We start from the raw sequence: 18,380 nt of genomic DNA, 5'->3' as shown, positions 1-18,380 counted from the left end.
TAAGTAATGACGGATTTAACAGGACAAGTTGTCTTAGTTACCGGGGCTTCTAGCGGTTTGGGCGAGCAACTTGCGTTAGCCGCTGCCACGGCTGGGGCCACGGTGGTTCTAATGGCTCGGCGACAAGCCCGATTAACTCGGGTGGCCGATCAATGCCGAATCTTATCAGCGGCGCCAGCCGTGGCCTTAGCTGGTGATATTAGCTCAGTGGCCGCGGTAGATCATGTGTTTGCAACGATTGATGAGTTATATGGCCGTTTAGATGTGGTTATCAATGCAGCTGGTTTTGGTTATTTAGCACCGGCAGTTGAGATTGATCAGGCCGCCATGGCTAAAATGTTGCGGGTGAACACGTTGGGCGTGATGTATGTCAGTCAATTAGCCGCCAAAAAGATGTTAACGGCGGGACATGGCGAAATCGTCAATATTGCCTCCATGGCTGGTAAAATGGCCACGCCTAAATCGGCTGTTTATGCCGCGACGAAGGCCGCATTGATTGCTTATGATAATGCGTTACGGCTGGAATTGCGGGCGGCCAATATTAATGTATTGACGGTTAATCCCGGACCAATCACGACGGACTTTTTTAAAACCGCTGATCCAACGGGGCACTATTTAGATGCGGTCAGTTGGTTAGCCTTAAATCCAGTTAAACTGGCTGAACAAATTGTGGGTAAATTAGGACATCATCGGCGTGAACTGAATATACCGTGGGTGATGAACGCGGCTAATCTCGGTTATCAATTAGCACCTAAACTGGGCGATTGGTTAGCGGGATCGGTCTTTAATTTTAAATAAAATAAGGGGTTGTGGTCATGAAGAATCAATGGCGATTAGTAAGTGCGTTAGTGATTGTGTTGATTATTGTGGTGTTTGCGATTTTAAATGTTGAGCCAGTTCGGGTGAACTTTGGGGTAGCTGCAGTCCATTGGCCACTGATCTTAGTGATTGTGATCACGCTAATTTTAGGCGTGGTGATTGCGGTATTAATGGCGACAGTCGCTGCGGCTAAAGAGCGCAGTGCACATGCCGAAGCCTTAGCTGCGGCTCAAGCAGAAATTGACAAGCTAACGACTGAAAATAAAAGTTTAACGTTACGTTTAAACAATAAAGGTAAACAAAATCGGTCAAAAACGCCGACAGAACCGACATCAGCGCAATAAAGATCGATTGATGATGAAAGGAAGGATGCCATGTTAGCAGCAAAAAAGCACTGGGTGCAACCAACACCAACGGTTGACGAGACAGCGGTGACGGCTTTAGCTGAAGCCGTCTCGGTCACACCATTAGTCGCACGACTATTAATCACGCGTGGCATCACTACGCCGGCAACGGCGAAGATATTTTTACAAGCGGATCAACAACCATTAAATGATCCATTGCAAATGCATGATATGCAAAAGGCTATTGATCGAATTCAGGATGCGATTGTAGCTGGTGATCAGATCACCGTTTATGGCGATTATGATGCCGATGGGTTAACGAGTACGTCAATTATGGTTGAAACGCTTGATCAAGTGGGCGCACAAGTGAATTATTATATTCCTGATCGATTTAAGGATGGCTATGGCCCCAATCAAGCCGCTTTTGACCACTTAATTGAAGCGGGGACTAAACTGTTCGTGACCGTTGATAATGGGGTAGCAGGTAATGACGTCATTAATGCGGTTCAAGAAAGAGGCATTGACGTGGTCGTAACTGACCATCATGAATTGCCAGCAGAATTACCCGATGCGTATGCAATTGTGCATCCACGTCATCCAGAGGGGCACTATCCGTTTGGCGAATTATCAGGTGCCGGCGTGGCCTTTAAAGTCGCAACGGCCCTATTGGAAGAAGTTCCTGAGGAATTGCTCGATTTAGCGGCAATTGGGACTGTTGCCGATTTAGTGTCGTTAACTGGTGAAAATCGGACCTTGGTTACGCTGGGGCTAAAAGTTTTACAACAAACAACGCGGCCAGGTCTATCAGCTTTGATTAAAGCAGCTGGTTTGGACAATGATCAGTTAGATGCCACGAGCATCGGTTTTGGGATCGCACCGCGCTTGAATGCGTTGGGACGGTTGCAGTCGGCACAAAGTGGGGTCGAATTACTGACCACTTTAGATGACGAGCGCGCGACGAGTTTAGCGACGACCATTAACCAACTCAATGACAAACGTCAAGGCTTAGTACGTGATATTGCGGATAGTGCTTTAGCGCAAGCTCAGTTGCCGGAAAATCAGGCCCGGCAGACGTTAGTGATTACTGGGAAAGATTGGCACGAAGGCGTCTTAGGGATTGTGGCGAGTCGGTTAGTGGAAGCGACGGGTAAACCAACCTTAGTCTTGAATGAAGATGCTGACGGGCGACTAAAAGGGAGTGGGCGTAGTATTGACGCCTATAACCTGTTTGCGGCCATTGATCCGATTCGCGATGATTTAGTTGCGTTTGGGGGGCATCACATGGCTGTCGGCTTGACCGTCATGGCTGATCAATTGTCAACGCTAAAAGAGGCGTTAGAAACAGCGGCGACAGCTAATGATTTAGCTGCGCATGCGCAAGCAACTTTACAAGTAGATGGTGTCTTGCCGTTAAGTGAGGCCACTTTGGAAACGTTGGCGGCCTTGCAACCGTTAGCGCCATTTGGAACCGATAATCCAGCACCGATGTTTGAAATTGATCCGACTGAAATCACCCAAGTGCGGGCGATTGGGGCGGACAAACAGCATTTGAAACTTCAATTAAGTGATGGCACGCAAAATGTCGATGCGATTGCTTTTTCAATGGGGACTGCAGCTGGGGCAATTGAGGCCAGTCCAACAAATGTCAAAGTTGTGGGTGAACTGAGTGCCAATACTTGGAATGGTCAGACTAAGCCACAAGTTATGGTGAAAGATTTAGCCGTAACTGGCAGTCAGGTGATCGATGCCCGGACACAACATTTAACGGCGCATCAGTTTAATCAGCCAGGGGTTTATGTGTTCTTCCATCAGAATTTGATGAAACGATTAACGGATTACTTGAATGATCATAGTCAAGCGGTTTTGGCGAGTGACCAAGCGGCACTAGCAGCAGTGACTGATCAATCAGTGTTTATTGTGGACTGTCCAGATACATTAGCTGATTTAACCGACGTTTTACAACAATTACCACTCAATCAAGTGACCTTGTACTTGTATCGGCGTGAATCGCTTTATTTGGCGGGAATGCCAAATCGCGAACAATTTGGTAAACTATATAAATTCACGTTGGCACATCATGATGTCGATATCCATCACCAACTGTCACTGGTGGCTGGACACTTACATCTTCAACGAAATCTGCTTATTTTCATGATACAGGTGTTTTTTGAGGTGGGATTTGTTAAAATAAATGATGGTGTCATGAATGGAGTTTCGAATCCACAAAAAGCGGATTTACATCACGCCCCTAGTTATCAGCTACGCGAGCAACAAATTGCTGCTGAAGAAACTCTTTTGTATAGTAAATCTGCAGCGCTTCAAACCTGGGTGAAAAACCAAGCTGCAGTGAAGAATTAAAGGAGCTGTTTATAAGTAATGGCATTAGATTTAACAAAATACGTTGCCAGTATTCCAGATTATCCGGAACCCGGCATTATCTTTCGGGATATTTCACCATTGATGGCTGATGGCGAAGCTTATCGTGAAGCAACTGATCAAATCGTTAAATTTGCACGTGACAAACATGTCGACATGATTGTCGGCCCTGAAGCACGTGGTTTTATCGTGGGTTGTCCCGTCGCTTATGAACTAGGCGTTGGTTTTGCCCCTGCTCGTAAAAAGGGTAAGTTACCACGGGAAACGGTTAAAGCAACTTATGACTTGGAATACGGCCAATCAGCCCTTTACTTGCATAAAGATGCGATTAAACCTGGTCAAAATGTCTTGGTGACTGACGACTTGTTAGCCACGGGTGGAACGATTTCCGCAACCATTCGCTTAGTTGAAGAATTAGGTGGTAATGTGGTTGGGACCGCGTTCTTAGTTGAATTACAAGACTTACACGGCCGTGATAAAATTAAAGGTTACGATATCTTAAGCCTAATGGACTTTTAGGTTAAAAAATAGTGCAGTAGTCAGAAATTGACTGCTGCACTATTTTTTTAGTTATTGGGCTAAGATTGAAAGCTGTTTTTTAGCCAAAATTAGCATTTTTGCCACCTGACTCGTTACGGTTTCAACCTTTAGTTACTGAACAACTGCATTAAAATACTGAAGAACATGAGATAAGAGACCAAAATTAGCACGCTGTTTACAATAAATGCCACGATACCTGCGCGATTCCAGGTTGCTTGAGTTGCTTTAAACTTATCGATGTCTACTGCTTGATACTGACCTTTTTGCCAGGCCCAAGTATTGCCTTTAATCCCACAAACAAAAACCCAAATGAGATTGAAACCAGGAATTAAAGCCAAGAGTGGCAAATAAGTTTTGTTGCCGATTCCCCAAAGATAAGAAAATGTAAACGCGCCCCAGTTCCAACCTTTAACTTCGGCCGGAATGGGGGTTTCTTTATCAATCATGATCATACCTCCCCAAAAATAATTATTGTGATGAATAAATGATGTTCATCATTAAATAACTACGCCAAGGAGGGAAACTTTCATTTTTAACTATTAAAAATTACCACTTTTCAATTAGGAGATGATTCACTTGTTTGTCGGTGGCAGCCGGATCAGGGTCATTTTTTTCAGCATTTTCAATCAGATTCAATAGATCCGCACGTAATTTTTGGGTGCCGGCCGGGGATAACTCGAGTTTACTAAAGGTTGCTAGTAGCGTATCGAGTTCAGTATCCGCTGCTGTCTCTAGCTTTTGTTCTAAATGGGTTAAAAATTGCTGTTGCTGATAGAGGAGTAGTTGAGTAACGTCACTGGGATGAGCTTGCACCCAGGCCCGTGATAACGCTGGTGTTGACATTTCGGCTTGGGTTAACTGATAACTGGAGTAGTAGTATTCTGTTAGATTCTTGACCTTGAGTTGCTGTACAACAGTTAATAAATCAGCAGCGACCATTTTATTAATCGTGTAGTACAACTGATTAAGCGGAATTTTAGTTGCGGTTGAAATTTGTTTTGGTGTTAAGCCGTTGGGGTCTTTGGTGGCCGTAATAATGGCCATGACTTTATCGTCGGCTAATAGTTTCGCGAGTTGAGACCGCGTTGATGTTGTCATTTCATTCACCTCACAAGTTAGCGTATCCGTTTGACAAAATAAAATCAACTGATTATACTTTATTTTATCATTTAAATTAATTTAAATGATAAAATAATTTTACATATAGGAGTGATCAGCCGTTGACAGCTTTGTTAAAGAATCGTGCATTTGTGGCCTTAACGGGTGCAGATGTGTTAGAAACGATCGGTGTTAGTTTGTTTAATCTGATTTTATTGACGTATGCCCGGACGTTTGCTCAGGCACAACTGTTGGTGTCAGTTGTTTCGGTAGCCGCGGTTTTACCTGGCGTATTTGGCTTGGCTTTAGGACGTTTAGCTGATCGATTGGTGGCAAAAGGCCGGTGGTTGATGCGAACGAAGTGGTTACAAGCGGGGTTGTATGCCGTGATGACACCATTAATTAATCACCGGACGATGGGAATTTTTTTCATGGTCGTTGCCATTAATTTAGGTTCGGACTTGCTTGGTCAATTGAGTGCTTGTTTGCGGCAACCGTTGCTGCAAGCAAAAGTACCGACTCAGTGGCAAGCTGAAGCGTTGGGAATCAATCAGGGGATTGCCACCTTAATGCAACTAGTCGGTCAAGCTGGCGGAGTGGTGCTCATTGGACTAAATGGTAGTTACCAACTAGCCAGTGCGGTTAACGCGTTCACTTTCTTGTTAGCCGGTTTAGTTTTGAACTGGCAGCAGCGTGTTTTGACATTACCATTAGTTGCTAAAAAGCTACCAGTTTTGTCAATACGGGCGTTGCTGCGACAAGTCAAAGTGGTGATGGAAGCGAGTGCTGGTCTGAATTTCGTAGCCGTTAGTTTGAATTTATTGTTGGTTAATGCAGTGGGTGCGAGTATTGATGGTATTTTGACTTTGTTTTTGTTGCAACAAGGTTCACGGTTACCGGTTAGTTTTAGTGTTGGTATCGTGATTGTCAATACAGGCTTTATCGGTGGGCTGATTTTAGGTAGCTGGTTACAACTAGCTTGGTTGCGTCGCCTGACTTATCGGACCATGGTCTGGTTCACAATTGGTGTGTTGAGTTTGATTTATATCGAGCTTTGGTGGGGACAAAATTTTTGGGTGGTGACGTTGGGAATGTTGTTAGCTGGCTTTGGCATGGGCCAATTGAATCCGAAACTGAATGCCGGTTTATTACAACGTGCACCTGCTGAGATCGTTGGGAGCTTGCAAGGGTTATTAATGTCGTTAGCCACGTTGGCAGTCCCGATCGGTAGTATTGGTATCGTCCTGATTTATAATGTCGAATCGCAACAAGCCGCCTATGGTGTTTCGTTGGGCTTACTCGTGTTAGCGGCCGGTTGTTTAATTAAACGATCGGCGTAGCAAAATTTTTTTGAAAAAAGTTAACAGAAACCCTTGACCTGAAACGCGTCTCATACCGTACAGTATAAATGTAGTAAGGAAGCGTTAACAAAGTAACGTTTAAAAAATACTGGAGGCTATGATCATGGGACTATTTCGACGGCATCATCAATTTAAACTTAAAGCACCGGTTATGGGGATGCCAGTCGATTTAGCATCCGTTGCCACCAATGAACAAGTTCGGTTGGCAATCAAGCCAACTAATGCTGAGGTGCATTCACCGATTCATGGTGAAGTTGTCGCGTTAAATACACGAGCGATTAAATTGCAGGATTTAGAGGGGCATACGTATTGGGTGCGGTTGACGCAGGCCTTAGCGCATGCCACAACAACCTTGTTTGATTGGCAAGTTCGCGTTGGCGATTCAGTCTCACCAATGACGTTACTCGGAACCTTTGATATCACGGCTGTTCGGCAGGCGCAACAAGCGGTATTGGTTACACAAACCACTTTGACGGCGCAAGCGCCACAACGTGAAGTGATGACAGGGATGGTGATGCAGTCATGACATTATTAATCACTTTGGCAGTCATTCGCTATGTCCGTGGGCGACTAGTCGCACATGCTGCACGAGCACAATCTCATGTGACTAAAGCGGTCACGCCGCAATATCAAACGACGGTAACCGTTAAGAAAACGCAACATGCTTGTTAACTCGCAACTAATAAAAACCAATTCGCATTGACGAATTGGTTTTTTTTATTTTCAAATTATTGATATTTAGCTAAAGGTTGAAAGCTACTTTTTAGCAATAATCGTTGACATGATGAGCATTCATCGATCAAAACTGATCGTACTTGCCACCTACCGTTCGCCCACATTGAGCCGGAACGCTGTGGGCGGACCGGTTCAGCCAAAGAGCGGTCTGAACCGTCGTTTTGAACCACCAAACCCGTGTTTCAAAAGCGCCAAGCTCTAAGCGATAAATCGCTAAGAGCTTCCCACGGCTGGGCTCAATGTGTGCGCACTCTCAGTTATAGTGGTGATCACAAACTTGATTAACAACCACAAGGTAACCGGAGTTAGCCAGTGATGGCGCCGGCCGTGAAAACATCGTTAGTCCGAATGACTTTTCCGGACTTTACGATGTGGACGACTTTTGAGACTAGCGGTTTTTGCTAGGCTCGAAAGCGAGGTGGCAGCCCGCACTTTGGCTGGAACCGGTCCCCACAGCCGGCAGAATCGCTGGCTGACGTAGGTGATCAATTTAGCGTAATTACCGTCATACTTAACTTTCAACCTTTAGTATTTAGCTAAAACGTGATCTAACGCTTGGTTCAATGCGGCTTTAGCTGTTGCTAATTCGGTCGCATTGGGGGTCGCTGTGTCGGCATACATGATGGCTGGATCAACCCACCAAACTGGTCCGGGTTTAGGCGTATCCCCAAGATGGCGTGGAAAAAGATGCCAATGAGCATGGGCGTCACCATTACCGAGCATTTCAATGTTCATTTTATCGGCGTGAAAGGCTAGTGCGCAAGCTTCGGCGACCCAACTCATTTCAATTAAGAAGCGTGTTTTTTGTGCTGGCGTCATTAAGTGAAGTTCCGTCACGTGAGCTTTGGCGAGGAAAAGCGTATAACCTTTAAAATATTGAGAATCAGCCAAGACAACGTAACCACTTGTCAGTTCGCGCACGAACCAAGGATTTTGGTGCTGCTGAATGGCGGTGATCCGTTGGCAAATGAGGCAATTTTTCATGAGCATGACGGCTTTCTTTTAATTATTTTAATAAAACAGGTATTTAACACATTATAAACTTTATAGTCCAATAACTAACCTGATGACATTCATTAGCTAAACTGATATCAGTTTAGCGTAAAATGCCTATAAATTCCAAAATAAATTTGTGCGGTCGAAAGTCAATTGGCATCAGCTTTTAGGTTTAATTAGAAATGACATATTATAAACGATTTGCCAAAAATCGATTGACAATTTTTTCCCAAATCGCTAACTTAATGCCATTCCCAAACGCCACGAAAGGAGCAACAAACAATGAGTGTCTTATCAGCAAGTGAAATTATGCAATTGATTCCGAATCGCTATCCCATTTTATTTATGGATCGGGTGGACGAGTTACATCCAGGAGAATCAATTGTTGTGACGAAAAATGTCACGATTAACGAATCTTTTTTTCAAGGCCATTTTCCGGGTAATCCGGTGATGCCAGGTGTTCTAATCATTGAAGCCTTGGCACAGGCCGCATCAATTCTGATTTTGAAATCTGAAAAGTTTCAAGGTAAAACCGCCTATTTAGGCGCGATCAAACAAGCCAAGTTTCGGCACATGGTACGGCCAGGTGATGTTTTAAAATTACATGTCCAATTGACCAAACAACGATCCAACATGGGAACGGTTAGTTGCCAGGCAATGGTCGATGATCAGCCGGCTTGTACGGCGGATTTAACCTTTATTGTTGGGGCGACCGACTAAATCTTTGAGAGAAAGGTGGCTTAGGGTCGAGATGTTGGCGGTTTGGGAAGCTTGAGCACACATCTCGACTACCCCCATGACACAATCATTTTCGATATTAGCGAGTGCCAAAGCAGTACCCAAAAAAGTGGTGACCAATCAAGACTTAACGGCATTGATGCCGACTTCGGATGACTGGATCACACAACGCACGGGCATTCGGCAACGACATGTTGCCACGACTGAAACGACAACTAGCTTAGCCGCGGCGGTTGCTAAAAAATTATTAAGACAAAGCCAAGTCGCCGCTACCGCAATTGATCTCATCGTCGTGGCGACAATGTCACCGGATTACTTAACGCCGGCTACTGCGACACAGGTTCAAGCAGCGATCGGTGCTGACAATGCGGTTGCGTTTGATATTAATGCGGCTTGTGCGGGATTTGTCTATGGTATGCAAGTGGTTAATTGTCACTTGCAACCAGGGCAAACCGCCATGCTGATTGGCAGTGAAACGCTTAGTCGGTTAGTCGATTGGCATGATCGTCGTACGGCTGTGCTGTTTGGCGATGGTGCCGGTGGGCTGCTCATAACACGACCAGCCGAGTCGAGCGGACAATGGCTAGGTAGTCATTATGCGACATTTGGTGCGGCCGGTCACTATTTAACGGCTGGACAGTTGCCAAATCAGCATCCGTGGGCAACTGCCACGGACAGCACGCAGTGGCCATTTAAAATGAATGGTCGCCGTGTTTATGACTTTGCCACCAAGCAAGTGCCAATTTCAATTCAGGCGGCCTTAACTGATGCACAACTGACAACAACCGATATTAAAGGATTTATTTTACATCAGGCCAACGCACGAATTATTAAGCAGGTGGGTGACCAATTACAACTAACCACCGACCAGTTACCGATGAATATTGCTGATTACGGCAATACGGCAGCCGCTAGTGAACCAATTTTATTGGCTGAGCAACTCGCACGAGGAACTTATCAGCCAGGCGATAAATTGGTGTTTACCGGGTTTGGCGGTGGCCTATCTGTCGGAACCGCAATTGTGACTTTATAAGTCAAAACTAACTTTTATGGAGGATTTTAACATGACTAACACAGAGGTATTTGAACAAGTAAAAAAGATGATCGTAACGCAATTAGATGTGGATGCTGCCAAGATTACGATGACGACAAATTTTGCCGATGACTTGGCGTTGGATAGCTTAGATGTCTTTGAAGTGATCGACAAAATTGAGGATGAATATGATATTGAAATTGAAACCGATGATGCGTTAGCGACGGTGGGTGATTTGGTCAATTATGTGGTTGCTCAAGTTAGTACGCCTGAGGAATAGCCGATGAAAACGGCAATTTTATTCAGTGGTCAAGGGCAGCAATTTGCGGGAATGGGGGCTGATTTATATGCTGAACAACCCATTTATCGAACTGCAATTGATGCGGTTAATCAACAACTGACTTGGGACTTACGCTGTGATGACGATTGGCTAGACGATGTGACCCGAATTCCAGTCGCCATCACGGCCATGGATTTGGGTTTATATCAGTTGCTACAGTCCCAATTTCCACAACCCGCTGTGGTGACGGGATTGAGCTTAGGCGAATATAGTGCCCTGATTGCGGCTAAAGTGATGTCTGTGTCGACTGGGATAAAACTCGTTGCTGATCGCGCCCGTTATATGGAACGTGCCGGCTTACAACAGCCAGGACAACTAGTGGCGGCATTAAAGGTAACGCCGGAACTGGTTGAGATGGCCTGTCGAGCCGCACAGACTGCGGGTGGACGTGCTTATCCAGCCAATTATAATTTAGCCGATCAAATTGTTTTGGGCGGTGATGCGCTTGGTATTCAGGCTGCAACAGCCTTTTTAAAAACTCACGGTATTAAACGCGTGGTACCACTATCAGTGGCGGTGGCTTCACATACACCATTAATGACTACGGCAAGTACCGCTTTAGCGAAACGGTTGGATTTTGTAGATGTTCGCTTACCCCAAGTACCGGTGATCAGTAACACAACAGGGCAACCATTTACCATGGCGACCGTGAAAACGACGTTAACGCAACAGTTAGTGGCCCCAACGCATTTTGACCAATGTTTACAGGCTGTGAAAGCGGCCGCGGTCGATATGATTATTCAAGTGGGACCTGGTCATAATTTAGCGAAGTTTGCCAAACAGACGATTCCAACGGCTAACGTGTTCACGTTAGAAAATAGTCATGACTGGCAGGCGCTGATGGCCTTGATTAATGGAGGTGTTCAAGCATGACCGATGATGTGATTTTGATTACGGGTGCTGCTCATGGTATTGGCCGCGCAGCGGTTGCCCAATTAGCCCCACAAGTAGGGCAAGTTGTTATGAACGTGCATCATGAACTACCGGCCGATGACTGGGCACAGCTGCAGGCAAAATGGCCCAATGTCACCCAACTAGTCGGCGATGTCGGTGATGAGACCAGCGCTGAGCAACTTGTGGCAACAGTTATGGCGCGCTTTGGCCGCTTGGATGGGTTAGTGAACAATGCAGGAATCACCCACGACAAGTTATTAACGCGGTTACGTGGGCAAGATTTTGCAGCCGTGTTACAAACGAATTTGGTCGGGACGTTTAACATGACGAAATATGCGCTAAAAGTCATGCAACGTCAGCATCGTGGGGCTATTGTGAATGTTGCTAGTGTGGTGGGCTTGCACGGCAATATTGGCCAAGCCAATTACGCTGCTAGTAAAGCGGGAGTCATTGGTTTAACCAAGACAACCGCTAAAGAAGGGGCTCGTCGCCAGATTCGGTGTAATGCCGTGGCGCCTGGGATGATTACGACGGCCATGACTGATCAATTGTCCGAGCCAGTGACGACAGCGGCGTTGGCCGAGATTCCATTACACCGGTTTGGAACGCCGGCGGAAGTCGCCCAAGTAATTCAATTTTTATTACAACAACCTTATTTAACTGGACAGGTCGTCACCATCGATGGTGGGATGACGATTTAATGCTAGGAGGAATGAAGATGACACAACCACGAGTCGTTGTAACTGGGATGGGGGCCGTCACCCCTTTAGGAAACGATGTGACCGATTTTTTGACGGGGATCTTTGCAGGTCAAGTTGGGATTAACCCAATTACTAAATTTGATGCCACTGCGACGGGAATTACCGTTGCTGGCGAAGTCAACGGGTTTCAACCGGAGAAACGCTTGGCTAAAAAATTAGCTAACCGGTTGGACTTGTTTTCAACTTATGGGTTATATAGCGCCGATGAAGCGATGACCCAAGCCGGTTTGACGGCCGAGACAATTGACCCCGAACGCTTAGGCGTCATCTATGGGTCCGGCATCGGTGGCTTAACGACGATCGAAGAACAAGTGATTAAAATGCATGATAAGAGTCCTAAACGCGTCTCACCATTATTTGTGCCAAATGCCATTGTAAATATGGTGGCGGGCAATATTGCGATGCAATTTAATGCGCAAAACACGAGTCAAGCAATTGTGACAGCGTGTGCTTCGGCAACGAATGCGATTGGTGATGCGTTTGAATACCTACGCCAAGGCAAAGCCGACGCGATCATTACAGGTGGTTCAGAAGCTTCTGTGAACCAGATTGGGATTGCGGGATTTGCGGCATTAACAGCTTTATCTAAGGCGACTGATCCGATGCAAGCGTCATTACCATTTGATAGCCAACGTCAAGGGTTTGTGATGGGTGAAGGTGCCGGTACCTTGGTGCTAGAGACCTTGGATCATGCGCAACAACGCGGTGCGACCATTTTGGCCGAAATTGTGGGTTACGGGACAACGAGTGATGCCTATCATATGACAGCTCCACGCCCAGATGGTGCTGGTGCCAAACGCGCAATGCAACAGGCGATTGATGAAGCGGGAATTACGCCGGCAGCAGTCGATTATATCAATGCGCATGGGACCGCGACGGCCGCCAACGATAGCGCCGAAGCCCAGGCGATTGCCAGTCTCTTTGCGGCTAATGAATCACTGAAGGTCAGCAGTACTAAAGGGATGACCGGTCATTTACTTGGTGCGGCGGGGGCAATTGAAGCGATTGCCACGGTTGGTGCTTTGCAGCAAGGTCGTCTGCCGGTTAATGTGGGAGTGACGCAGCAAGATCCAGCGTGTCCAGTCACACTAGTAGATGAAGCCAACCAGCAGACTGCGCCTACTTATGCGTTGAGTAATTCCTTCGGCTTTGGCGGACACAATGCGGTGGTGGCGTTTAAAAAGTGGGTGACTGCATGAGTGAATTGAACAGTGAAACGATTACAACCCTAATGAGTCAGTTTGATACATCCACGGCGCAAGTGTTGGATTTAAAGACAGACCAGTTTACGCTGCATTTAAATAAGAATGTGGACATGGCATCTGATACCACTGCGAGTGCTAAGCCAGTGATAGCAGACCAAGTTGCTAAAGCCGTAACTACTGAGCAACCAAAGATTAAAGCACCACTAGTTGGTGTGGCTTATTTAGCCGCGTCGCCTGATAAACCGGCCTTTGTATCAGTTGGTGATCATGTTAAAGCCGGTGAGACGGTCTGTGTGATTGAAGCGATGAAGCTAATCAATGACGTGCCAAGTCCGGTGAGTGGCACGATTACGAAAATATTGGTGAGCGATGCGACCATGGTTGAATATGACGAGCCATTATTTGAGATTGAGGTGGACTAATGGCAACTGTTCAAGACTTAATCCCACAACGGTATCCGTTTCAACTACTGGACAGATTGATTGACGTGACGCCAGGGGTTCAGGCACAGGCTGAGAAGCTCGTAACGATTAACGAGTGGTTCTTTCAATCTGAGACGTTAACTGGACGGACGATGTTGCGTCCACTGTTACTAGAAATTCTCGCTCAAACAGGGGTGGCAGCGTTGCTTTCGATGCCTGATAATCAGGGGAAAAACGTCTTTTTTGGTGGCATTCAACAAGCCACCTTTCAAGCTTCGGTACAGCCTGGTGACCGTCTGCAAACCATGGTGACGTTGACTAAATTAAAGCATCGAATTGGCATGGGACATGGTGTTATTCGTTGTGAAGGCCAAGTCGTGGTGACCGCCGATTTGATTTTTGTTATACAACCTTAAAGGTGAAGGAGGAAACGGTCATGTTTACCAAAGTATTAATTGCCAATCGTGGTGAAATCGCGGTACAGATCATTCGTGCCTTGCATGAATTAGCCATTCAAGCGGTGGCCGTTTATTCGGTGGCTGATCAAGATAGCCCGTTTGTGCAGTTGGCAGACGAAGCGATTTGTATTGGCGCTGGGCCTGCGGTTGACTCTTATTTGAATATGCAAGCAATTGTTAGTGCGGCTAATTTAACGGGGTGCCAAGCGATTCATCCTGGGTATGGTTTCTTATCTGAAAATGCGACGTTTGCTGCTTTGTGTGCGGAGTGCCAATTGACGTTTATTGGCCCGGATCCTGCGGTGATTGAAAAGATGGGTGACAAAGCCGTTGCGCGCCAAACGATGCAGGCTTTGGGGATGCCAGTTATTCCAGGCAGTGTCGGTATTCTGGATACCGCAAGCGCGGCAGTCACGGCTGCTAAACAACTGGGTTATCCAGTGATGATCAAAGCCGCTGCTGGTGGTGGCGGTAAGGGTATTCGAGCGGTAAACAATGATCATGAGTTAATGATCGCGTTTGAAACCGCCCAGCAAGAGGCCCAAGTGTCTTATGGTGATGACCGATTATATCTCGAAAAAATAATTACGGCGGCTAAACATATCGAAGTTCAAGTGATTGCTGATCAGCATGGGACCAGCGTCTACTTACCAGAGCGAGATTGCTCGCTACAGCGACAACATCAAAAGGTAATTGAAGAGAGTCCTTGTCAAGCCTTAACGACCAGCGAACGCCAACAATTAGGTGAACTAGTTGCCAGTACAACCAAGAAATTGCATTATACAAATACTGGTACTTTTGAATTTTTAATGAGCCCTGATCATCAGTTTTACTTTTTGGAAATGAATACCCGATTGCAAGTTGAACATACCGTGACTGAAATGGTCACGGGTGTCGAATTAATTAAGGCTCAAGTGATTGTTGCGGCCGGTGAGCCGCTACCATTCACGCAAGCTGATATTAAAATTCAAGGTGTGGCGATTGAAGCACGTTTAAATGCCGAAGATCCCGCGCAACAATTTCGCCCACAACCGGGTCGGATTGACCAATTATTGTATCCAGTCGGTACGTTAGGTGTTCGAATTGATGCCGGCGTGGTTGCTGGAAGTACGATTTCACCGTTTTACGATTCAATGATTGCGAAAGTGATTGTGCATAGTCGTCATCGCGCAACGGCGATTCGTAAATTGCAGCGGTGTTTGACAGAATTATCGATTACAGGTGTGAAGACCAATCGTCATTTCTTAACTGCATTGTTGGACACTACTGCAGTGCAAACGGGTGAGACGACCACTACTTATATTGAAAAGTCATTTTTGAAAGGATGGTTGACCGATGCCCAAACGAAAATTTCAAGCGCCAACTGAGCAACAATTATCGGTGCGACGCGACCAAATTCCAGATGAGTTATTGACACAATGTCCGGTCTGTCAAAAAACTTGTTATACCCAAGAACTAACTGAATGGCAAGTTTGTCCACATTGTGGTTATGGCTTTCGGTTAACTGCTTGGACACGAGTTGCTCAGTTGACAGATGACTTTCAAGAACTAGATGCTGAGTTAACAATACCGGAACGATTCGCTGATGCGGCTTATCGAGCGAAAATAACGCAGGCAAAAGCAGCAACTAAGTTGAAAGAAAGTGTATTGACTGGGTTAGCCAAACTTGAGGATGAGACGGTTGGGTTAGGTGTGATGGATCCCTATTTTATGATGGGTAGTTTAGGTAGTGCCACCGGAGAAAAAATCACCCGATTATTTGATCGTTGTACGGCTCAAAAGTTACCTGTGATCCTATTGACGGCATCGGGTGGTGCCCGGATGCAAGAAGGAATGTCCGCTTTAATGCAGATGGCAAAGGTGTCAGCGGCAGTAGCAAAACACCGTAATGCCGGATTATTGTATATAACAGTTTTAACCGATCCCACAACTGGTGGTGTGACGGCTAGTTTTGCGATGCAAGGCGATATTATTTTAAGTGAGCCAAAGGCATTAATTGGGTTTGCCGGTCGCCGAGTGATTGAACAGACGATTCAGCAGACGCCACCGGTTGATTTTCAACGCGCCGAAACCTTATTAAAAAATGGTTGGATTGATCAAGTTGTGCCACGACCAGTTTTGAAAGCGACGCTGGGTCGTTTATTACGATTAACGAGTGGAGGTGGCGACAATGGCTGAAAATCAATCAGCGTATGATCAAGTGTTAGCCGCACGGGCAACTGACAAGATTAGCATTCAACGTTTGATAGCTGGATTGACAACCGATTTTTTTGAGTTGCATGGTGATCGACAAGCCGGTGATGATGAGGCGGTTATTACCGGGGTAGCGATGTTGGCTGGTCAAACCGTGATGACGATTGGGATTCAAAAAGGGACATCGACTATGGAAAACCAAGCGCGGCATTTTGGATGTGCCACTCCAGCTGGTTATCGTAAAGCACGACGAGTCATGCGGCTGGCAGAACAGCTTGGTTATCCGGTATTAGCATTGATTAATACGCCAGGTGCCTATCCGGGTGTCGATGCTGAGTATGCGGGACAAGGGCGAGCCATTGCCGATTGTTTATTAACCGGACTGCAATTGAAAGTCCCATTTATCAGTGTGATTGTGGGTGAAGGTGGTAGTGGCGGCGCGTTAGCGTTAGCTTGTGGTGATCAAGTTTGGTTATTTGAACACAGCACTTATTCGATTTTGTCGCCTGAAGGCTATGCAACTATTTTATGGAAGCATGCCAATAAGGCGCCACAAGCGGCCGCTAAAATGCGTTTGACCCCAGCGGAACTGTTAGCGGATGGTATGGTTGAACGAATTGTACCAGAAGTGAAAACGGCTGCGGACTGTAATAAGTTACAACAGGCCTTAAGTCAAGCGTTTCAAGGATTAGCGGCCAAGCCAGTGACTGAATTAGTTGCTGAGCGTCAGGCACGCTATCGTCAATTTTAATGAAGTGAGGATTTGAAGTTATGGATGGCATTTTAACAGGTAAAACGTTGGTCGTGATGGGAGTGGCCAATCAGCGCAGTATTGCATGGGGGTGCACGGAGGCCCTTATTGCTCAAGGGGCGCGGGTGATTTTAACGTATCAAAATGATCGCTTGAAACAAAGCTTGCAACGGTTTGTTGCGAAAGATCAGCCCATGGTTGCCTGTGATGTGGCCGATGATGATCAGATTGAACAGGCTTTTGCGACCATTAAAGCGGAATACGGTGAAATTGATGGCTTAATCCATGCCATTGCCTATGCGGACAAGGCTACCTTAGAAGGTGATTTCGTTGAGACAACTAAGGCCGGCTACGATTTAGCTCAAAATATCAGTGCCTACTCGTTAATTGCGATTGCACGGGCAGCACGGCCAATGTTGAAACCGGGTGCTAGCTTGGTGACACTGACATATTTTGGTTCTGAACGGGCCGTGCCTAATTATAATATGATGGGGGTGGCTAAGGCTGCACTGGAAGCCAACGTTCGTTACTTAGCGCGTGATCTCGGCCCGCAAGAAATTCGCGTCAATGCGATTTCAGCGGGAGCCGTCAAAACTTTAGCTGTAACTGGGATTCATGAGCATCGACAACTATTGAAATTGTCACAAAATATGACGGTTGATGGGGTACCTGTGAAGACGCGTGAAATTGGCAACGTTGCCGCGTTCTTGTTGAGTGACCTATCGACTGGGATGACCGGTGATGTGATTTACGTGGATAAAGGGGTTCATTTGAGCTGATGGCATTAACCACTTTTAAATTGAAGTGGCAGCTTTTACCTGATGGAATGGTTGGTCAGCGGTTAAAACTGGCTCAGAGCCAGACTGGGCGGGCATTAGCGCGAGCGATGCAATCTGAATCGTTAGCTTATCATCGTTTAGGGCAACCGTATTTACCTACAAAACCGCATTGGGGAGTCAGTATTAGTCATTCTCAGCGGTTCGTGGCAGTGATCGTTGCGCCACAAGCAGTTGGGTTCGATATTGAACAATGTCGGCCATTGGTGTTAACCAAGATTAAGCGGGCGTTTACGGCAGCAGAATGGGCTTTCTTGCAGTCGTTGTCGGCTGTTGAACAAGTAACCATGGCTTGGCGGTTATGGACAGCTAAAGAGGCCGTTTTGAAATTACTAGGTTGTGGGTTAACCAAATCACCGCGCCAGGTCGTTGTTCAGTTGCCATTATGTGATCGTGCGATGTATCACGGTCAGGTATTTGAGTTGATATCAGTAAAAATCGTACCAGGAGTTGTGGGGACGTTGGCGTGGTGATATGTGA

Annotated in this window: 23 protein-coding genes; 20 read left to right on the top strand and 3 right to left on the bottom strand. The window is 46.2% G+C overall.

The window, feature by feature from the left end; all coding sequences use genetic code 11:
- The first annotated feature begins 6 nt into the window (after positions 1-6).
- From FFM84_RS04265 to FFM84_RS04250, 4 genes are read left to right on the top strand one after another with little or no spacing between them, the layout of a single operon-like run.
- The gene (locus tag FFM84_RS04265) at positions 7-798 is read left to right on the top strand and encodes an SDR family NAD(P)-dependent oxidoreductase (protein ID WP_130843239.1); all 792 of its coding nucleotides are present in this window, start codon (positions 7-9) and stop codon (positions 796-798) included.
- Between the two features lie 17 nt (positions 799-815).
- On the top strand, positions 816-1,163 hold the full coding sequence (locus tag FFM84_RS04260) for a LapA family protein (RefSeq protein ID WP_130843240.1): 348 nt from the start codon (positions 816-818) through the stop codon (positions 1,161-1,163).
- Between the two features lie 30 nt (positions 1,164-1,193).
- The gene (recJ, locus tag FFM84_RS04255) at positions 1,194-3,521 is read left to right on the top strand and encodes a single-stranded-DNA-specific exonuclease RecJ (RefSeq protein ID WP_130843241.1); all 2,328 of its coding nucleotides are present in this window, start codon (positions 1,194-1,196) and stop codon (positions 3,519-3,521) included.
- A gap of 18 nt (positions 3,522-3,539) precedes the next feature.
- Positions 3,540-4,058: an adenine phosphoribosyltransferase gene (locus FFM84_RS04250; RefSeq protein WP_130843242.1), complete on the top strand. Its 519-nt coding sequence runs from the start codon at positions 3,540-3,542 to the stop codon at positions 4,056-4,058.
- A gap of 128 nt (positions 4,059-4,186) precedes the next feature.
- On the opposite strand, the gene FFM84_RS04245 is transcribed toward FFM84_RS04250, so the two are convergent.
- Positions 4,187-4,525: a ribonuclease G gene (locus FFM84_RS04245; protein ID WP_130843243.1), complete on the bottom strand. Its 339-nt coding sequence runs from the start codon at positions 4,523-4,525 to the stop codon at positions 4,187-4,189.
- A gap of 100 nt (positions 4,526-4,625) precedes the next feature.
- Positions 4,626-5,177, bottom strand: coding sequence for a winged helix-turn-helix domain-containing protein (locus FFM84_RS04240; protein WP_130843244.1), 552 nt, complete (start codon positions 5,175-5,177; stop codon positions 4,626-4,628).
- 122 nt (positions 5,178-5,299) lie between these two features.
- On the opposite strand from FFM84_RS04240, the gene FFM84_RS04235 reads away from it, so the two are divergent.
- The 3 genes from FFM84_RS04235 (at position 5,300) to FFM84_RS16085 (ending at position 7,210) form a co-directional block, all read left to right on the top strand.
- Positions 5,300-6,517 (top strand): MFS transporter, encoded by a 1,218-nt coding sequence (locus tag FFM84_RS04235; protein ID WP_130843245.1) that lies wholly within the window; start codon positions 5,300-5,302, stop codon positions 6,515-6,517.
- A gap of 124 nt (positions 6,518-6,641) precedes the next feature.
- Entirely contained in the window at positions 6,642-7,064 is a 423-nt protein-coding gene (locus tag FFM84_RS04230) for a PTS glucose transporter subunit IIA (protein ID WP_165450101.1), read from the top strand.
- A complete protein-coding gene (locus tag FFM84_RS16085; RefSeq protein WP_165444440.1) occupies positions 7,061-7,210 on the top strand; it encodes a hypothetical protein in 150 nt (49 codons plus the stop codon). The genes FFM84_RS04230 and FFM84_RS16085 overlap by 4 nt, the downstream gene beginning before the upstream one ends.
- Positions 7,211-7,798: 588 nt before the next feature.
- On the opposite strand, the gene FFM84_RS04225 is transcribed toward FFM84_RS16085, so the two are convergent.
- Complete coding sequence (locus tag FFM84_RS04225; protein WP_371852216.1) at positions 7,799-8,257, bottom strand: HIT family protein; 459 nt, start codon at positions 8,255-8,257, stop codon at positions 7,799-7,801.
- A gap of 294 nt (positions 8,258-8,551) precedes the next feature.
- On the opposite strand from FFM84_RS04225, the gene fabZ reads away from it, so the two are divergent.
- From fabZ to FFM84_RS04160, 13 genes are all read left to right on the top strand, one after another.
- Positions 8,552-8,989: a 3-hydroxyacyl-ACP dehydratase FabZ gene (gene fabZ / locus FFM84_RS04220; protein WP_130843248.1), complete on the top strand. Its 438-nt coding sequence runs from the start codon at positions 8,552-8,554 to the stop codon at positions 8,987-8,989.
- A 76-nt stretch (positions 8,990-9,065) separates the two neighbouring features.
- Positions 9,066-10,040, top strand: a complete 975-nt coding sequence (locus FFM84_RS04215) for a beta-ketoacyl-ACP synthase III (RefSeq protein ID WP_130843249.1) — start codon at positions 9,066-9,068, stop codon at positions 10,038-10,040.
- A 31-nt stretch (positions 10,041-10,071) separates the two neighbouring features.
- A complete protein-coding gene (locus tag FFM84_RS04210) occupies positions 10,072-10,320 on the top strand; it encodes an acyl carrier protein (protein ID WP_130843250.1) in 249 nt (82 codons plus the stop codon).
- Between the two features lie 3 nt (positions 10,321-10,323).
- A complete protein-coding gene (locus tag FFM84_RS04205; protein ID WP_130843251.1) occupies positions 10,324-11,253 on the top strand; it encodes an ACP S-malonyltransferase in 930 nt (309 codons plus the stop codon).
- Entirely contained in the window at positions 11,250-11,975 is a 726-nt protein-coding gene (locus tag FFM84_RS04200) for an SDR family oxidoreductase (RefSeq protein WP_130843252.1), read from the top strand. The genes FFM84_RS04205 and FFM84_RS04200 overlap by 4 nt, the downstream gene beginning before the upstream one ends.
- Before the next feature lie 17 nt (positions 11,976-11,992).
- Positions 11,993-13,234 (top strand): beta-ketoacyl-ACP synthase II, encoded by a 1,242-nt coding sequence (gene fabF, locus FFM84_RS04195; protein WP_130843253.1) that lies wholly within the window; start codon positions 11,993-11,995, stop codon positions 13,232-13,234.
- On the top strand, positions 13,231-13,662 hold the full coding sequence (locus FFM84_RS04190) for an acetyl-CoA carboxylase biotin carboxyl carrier protein (RefSeq protein ID WP_130843254.1): 432 nt from the start codon (positions 13,231-13,233) through the stop codon (positions 13,660-13,662). The genes fabF and FFM84_RS04190 overlap by 4 nt, the downstream gene beginning before the upstream one ends.
- Positions 13,662-14,078, top strand: a complete 417-nt coding sequence (locus FFM84_RS04185) for a 3-hydroxyacyl-ACP dehydratase FabZ family protein (protein WP_130843255.1) — start codon at positions 13,662-13,664, stop codon at positions 14,076-14,078. Before FFM84_RS04190 ends, FFM84_RS04185 begins: the two co-directional genes overlap by 1 nt.
- Before the next feature lie 20 nt (positions 14,079-14,098).
- Positions 14,099-15,487, top strand: coding sequence for an acetyl-CoA carboxylase biotin carboxylase subunit (locus FFM84_RS04180; RefSeq protein ID WP_130843256.1), 1,389 nt, complete (start codon positions 14,099-14,101; stop codon positions 15,485-15,487).
- A complete protein-coding gene (locus FFM84_RS04175) occupies positions 15,456-16,298 on the top strand; it encodes an acetyl-CoA carboxylase carboxyltransferase subunit beta (RefSeq protein WP_130843257.1) in 843 nt (280 codons plus the stop codon). Before FFM84_RS04180 ends, FFM84_RS04175 begins: the two co-directional genes overlap by 32 nt.
- Complete coding sequence (gene accA / locus FFM84_RS04170; protein WP_130843258.1) at positions 16,291-17,064, top strand: acetyl-CoA carboxylase carboxyltransferase subunit alpha; 774 nt, start codon at positions 16,291-16,293, stop codon at positions 17,062-17,064. The genes FFM84_RS04175 and accA overlap by 8 nt, the downstream gene beginning before the upstream one ends.
- A 20-nt stretch (positions 17,065-17,084) precedes the next feature.
- Positions 17,085-17,843, top strand: a complete 759-nt coding sequence (fabI, locus tag FFM84_RS04165; RefSeq protein WP_130843259.1) for an enoyl-ACP reductase FabI — start codon at positions 17,085-17,087, stop codon at positions 17,841-17,843.
- Positions 17,843-18,373, top strand: coding sequence for a 4'-phosphopantetheinyl transferase family protein (locus tag FFM84_RS04160; RefSeq protein ID WP_130843260.1), 531 nt, complete (start codon positions 17,843-17,845; stop codon positions 18,371-18,373). Before fabI ends, FFM84_RS04160 begins: the two co-directional genes overlap by 1 nt.
- Positions 18,374-18,380 lie beyond the last annotated feature (7 nt).

Origin of the sequence: Lactiplantibacillus mudanjiangensis (assembly GCF_005405385.1) — a bacterium.
In the GTDB taxonomy this organism is placed as follows: Bacteria; Bacillota; Bacilli; order Lactobacillales; family Lactobacillaceae; genus Lactiplantibacillus; species Lactiplantibacillus mudanjiangensis.
This window is presented reverse-complemented; position numbering and strand designations above follow the sequence as displayed.